The sequence below is a fragment of the Neisseria sp. HMSC31F04 genome, assembly GCF_001807735.1.
In the GTDB taxonomy this organism is placed as follows: Bacteria; Pseudomonadota; Gammaproteobacteria; order Burkholderiales; family Neisseriaceae; genus Neisseria; species Neisseria elongata.
In genome coordinates this window covers 1-3879 of record NZ_KV790834.1, presented here as the reverse complement: position 1 = coordinate 3879, position 3879 = coordinate 1, and the positions used below count along the sequence as shown (strand labels likewise).

The window sequence follows — 3879 nt, the reverse complement described above, 5'->3', positions numbered from 1 at the left end:
GACCCTGCAGGGCGCGGGTGCGGTCGTCGGCTTTGCTTTAAGATTAATTAATTTTTAATATTTTTAATATTAATGCAATTATCCCAAGTAAAATAGGAACTATTATTGGAATAATGGCGTCCTTAATTTTTTTAATGTAGTTATCTTCTTTTTGTTGCGTCTGCTCATAATCATCCTCATGTAGATATGCATTATTTATATCCTTGTAAGTCTCATTTTCATCACCAACAACTCTGGAACCATCCTTAAACGACCTTGCAATTTTTATCATTGATGATAGTAGATCATTGCTTGTGGTAATTGCAAGCAATTCTTCCCCATCATAAAAAAGAATGCTTTCCTCATCGTTTGGGTCATAAAAATATACTTCACCCATCTCGTTGCAACCTTCATGATAATTAAATTTTTCTCTTAAAAATATTGACAAGTTCTCCTTGTTTTTTAATATTTTATTTTCGTCTGAAATTTTTTTGCTGGTATTTATTATCCTAATATGGTAACCCATCATCTATCCTTTCTTGTTTGGTCATATAGTTCTTTTGCTTTATTATGTATTTCTCGCACCCCCTGAGCTGTGACTCCAACACCTGACTTTAACTTGTGTGAATTAATAATACCTTTCCCACGTTCATATAGAATTGGGATTCCTTCTCCAAAATTTGAACCATATTTTTTAACGTGTTTATTCCATTCTTTTGCTGTTGTTAAATCAGTCCATATATTCGTTCCTGGCCAACTTGTATCGGGTTGTTTTCCAGTTGATTTATTAGCACCTTTAAAATAACTCTGGGCAGATGAAGACAATTTAGACGCCTTTCCATTTTCCTCTTTAAGTAGTCTGGCAGTTTCTTTATGAATTTTTGTACCTTCTTTTGCTGCATGCGAGGCTGTATTGGCATTTTTTGCTGCCTTATTAGCCGCATTAGAAATTTTAGTAACATCATGACCGATATTTATTGATTTTTTTATACTATTTCCTGCGCGGTAAGCTTTAAGTCCGGCAGAAGCTCCTCCTGGGAGAAAAGGTATTGCTGTTGCAACGCCATCATAAACAAGACCAAGCCCATCAATTGCAGCAGAACCATAATTACCTTCTTTAATGTTATATGTCATGGATGTTACCCCTATGCCAATGTTCAAAATGTCCCATGCTGTTTCTAAAGCATTATTCTCCACCGCATTCTGCCCAAGCACACCCCCTACCTGTGCGTTGAACAGGGCATTGGTGTTTGCGCCGTTGGTGCCGTTCAGGCTGCCTCCCGCCGCACCCACCACCGAAGCAATCGCCCCGGTCTGCGCTTTGATCTCTTCTTTGATGTGCTCGGGCAAAAGGTTGGGATTGAATTTTCCGCTTATCGGGTCGATGGCGGTCTTGCCGTCGTCGTATTGTCCGGCCAGATACTCGGCTGACCGGCCATCGCCACGCCGTTTTTCAGGCTGCCGGTTAGGCCGGACTTTTTGCGCTCGTGGTTTTCCCAATCTTGGTAGCGGTTGTCTTGTGATTAATGCGGTGGTGGGTAAAACCGACGCCGCAGGCAGCCTGAAAGACGCCGCCGCACCCCGCGCCCCGTCATCATCCGCCCCCGTCTTTGCCATCGACACCGGCGCCCTGGGCGGCATGTATGCCGGCAAAATCACCCTGATTGCCGCCGATGCCGGCAGCGGCATCCGCAATGCCGGCAAGATTTACGCCGGTGCCGGCGGCGTGACCCTCAGCGCCGACGGACAGCTGGCCAACAGCGGCACGGTTGCCGCCCAAGAAGGCGGCGCCCTGCGTCTTAACGCCGGCCAAACCGACAACAGCGGCACCCTGTATGCCCACGGCACCAGCAGCATCGACAGCAAAAGCAGCCTGAACAACAGCGGCCGCATTCTCAGCACCTCAGAAAACCGCATCCGCAGCGCCCGGATTGACAACAGCGGCCAAATCGACGGCGGCCGTCTCGACATCGCCGCCCCCGTATTGGACAACAGCGGCCGCATCAGCCAAAGCGGCAGTCAGAATCTCACCGTCGATACCGCCCGCCTGGCCAACAGCGGCCGCATCGGCCTGCCGGAAAGCAACAGCAGCAACGGCGGAAACGGCAGCGGTAACAACGGCGTAAACAGCGGTAACAACGGCAACAGCGGCGGCAACAACGGCAACGGCGGCAACAGTCACGGCGGCCACACCCAAGTTCCCGCTCCTGCCGACGGCCGCATCAGCGTCTCCGGCCGTTTAGACAACAGCGGCACCATCGAAGCGGGCGGGCGCACCGCGCTAAGCGTCGGCAGCGAGCTGGCCAACAGCGGCCATTTGACCCTCGGCAGCCTGAAAACAGAAGGCGGCCGTTTCGACAACCGCCAAGGCACCATCCTCGCCCGCAGCGCCGACATTAGCAGCCGCCACACCGACAACCGCGGCGGCGCCCTGGCAGCAGGCAGCCTGAAACTGGACGGCACCCGACTCGACAACCGCCAAAGCGTCATCCGCAGCAATACCCTCAGCGACATCCGCCTTTCAGACGGTCTGAACAACCAACAAGGCGAAATCACCACTGCCGGCAGCCTGAAACTGGCTGCCGGCGATATTGCCAGCAGCAGCGGCAGCATTCTGGCCGGCCAAGATCTCGAACTGACGGCCAACCGGCTGGACGGCAGCGGCACCCTGGCCGCCGGCCGCGACGCCGCTCTCAAACTCAGCGCCGACTTTGACAGCAGCAGCGGCATCGAAGCCGGCCGCACACTCAGCATCGAAAGCGGCGGCAGCATCCGCAACCGCCACCGCATGGCCGGCGGTCAGGCACTGAACATCCGCGCCCGCCATATCGACAACCGCGCCGAAGGCAAACTGGTTTCCGGCAGCAATACCCGTATTGGCGCCGACACCGTGGACAACCGCGGCCTGATCAACAGCAACGGCCTGACCCGCATTGATGCCGCGACTGCCCTGAACAACATCGGCAGCGGCCGCATCTACGGCAGCCGTCTCGCCCTGGGCGGCGGCGGCCTGAACAACCGCGAAGAAGCAAGCGCAGACGGCAAAAACCAAGCCCCCGTCATTGCCGCACGAGAGCGGCTGGACATCGGCATGCGCAGCATAAGCAACACCGGCAGCGGCTTTGGCCAGATTGAAAACGGCCAAGTACAAACCGGCAGCGCCTCCAGCCTGATCAGCAGCGAAGGCGAAATCCATATCGGCGGCCGTTTGAACGAGCGCCATCAGGCCGAAGGCAGGGCCGAGCGCCTGGAAAACCGCGGCGCAAGGATTGAAGCAGCCGGAGGCGGGCAGATTGCCGTTCAAAAACTGGACAACCTGAACGCCGGTTTGCGCACCGAAGAATATTTGGCCGACAGCCGCCGCCAAATTGCCTACACCTTTGCCGGCGAGCCCGAACGCTACATTGACGGCGAAGACGGCAACATGAGCCAATACCGAACCAATCTGGTCTTCCGTTTCAACGAGCAGGGCAGACAGAAAAGCGGCAGTACCGAACGCAAATTCGAACGCTCCGACGTATCGGCGGTACGCCGCTACCAATACAGCCTGAACCGTTACCGCCAACGTATCGTAGAAAGCCGTCCGGGCGAAATCTTGATTGGCGGCGACCTGAAAGCCGAAGGCGGAGAATGGCGTAACAGTGACAGCAAAATCCTGATCGGTGGCACATTGTCGGGGCTTTCCAAAGACAAGATTGCCAACCACGCCACCCAAGAGCAGCGGCGTCTGGAAGAAGTCGGCATGGTGTCGCCCGCAGTAATGTTGCTGCCTTGGACGGTAATGTCGCCCTCGCGGCTGCGGATATTGATGTCGCCGCCAGCTTTCAGGCTGCTTTGCTGGCTTTGGCGGTAGTGTTGGTTTTGCTCTTTGCTGGCGGTTTTAAAGCCGAAGCCGGCTTC

At 54.2% G+C, this 3879-nt stretch carries 3 protein-coding genes and 1 pseudogene; 1 reads left to right on the top strand and 3 read right to left on the bottom strand.

Features of this window, described 5'->3' with window-relative positions; all coding sequences use genetic code 11:
• Positions 1 to 43: 43 nt before the first annotated feature.
• A complete protein-coding gene (locus HMPREF3107_RS10640; RefSeq protein ID WP_003774468.1) occupies positions 44 to 508 on the bottom strand; it encodes a hypothetical protein in 465 nt (154 codons plus the stop codon).
• A complete protein-coding gene (locus HMPREF3107_RS10635; protein ID WP_070455360.1) occupies positions 505 to 1479 on the bottom strand; it encodes a VENN motif pre-toxin domain-containing protein in 975 nt (324 codons plus the stop codon). Before HMPREF3107_RS10635 ends, HMPREF3107_RS10640 begins: the two co-directional genes overlap by 4 nt.
• Here HMPREF3107_RS10635 and HMPREF3107_RS12650 point away from each other — a divergent pair.
• A pseudogene (locus HMPREF3107_RS12650) lies at positions 1364 to 2884 on the top strand (adhesin); the annotation flags it as partial. The gene HMPREF3107_RS10635 and the pseudogene HMPREF3107_RS12650 sit on opposite strands and share 116 nt — an antisense overlap.
• Before the next feature lie 650 nt (positions 2885 to 3534).
• Here the strand turns inward: HMPREF3107_RS12650 and HMPREF3107_RS12645 are convergent.
• Complete coding sequence (locus HMPREF3107_RS12645) at positions 3535 to 3807, bottom strand: hemagglutinin repeat-containing protein (RefSeq protein WP_246828632.1); 273 nt, start codon at positions 3805 to 3807, stop codon at positions 3535 to 3537.
• Positions 3808 to 3879 lie beyond the last annotated feature (72 nt).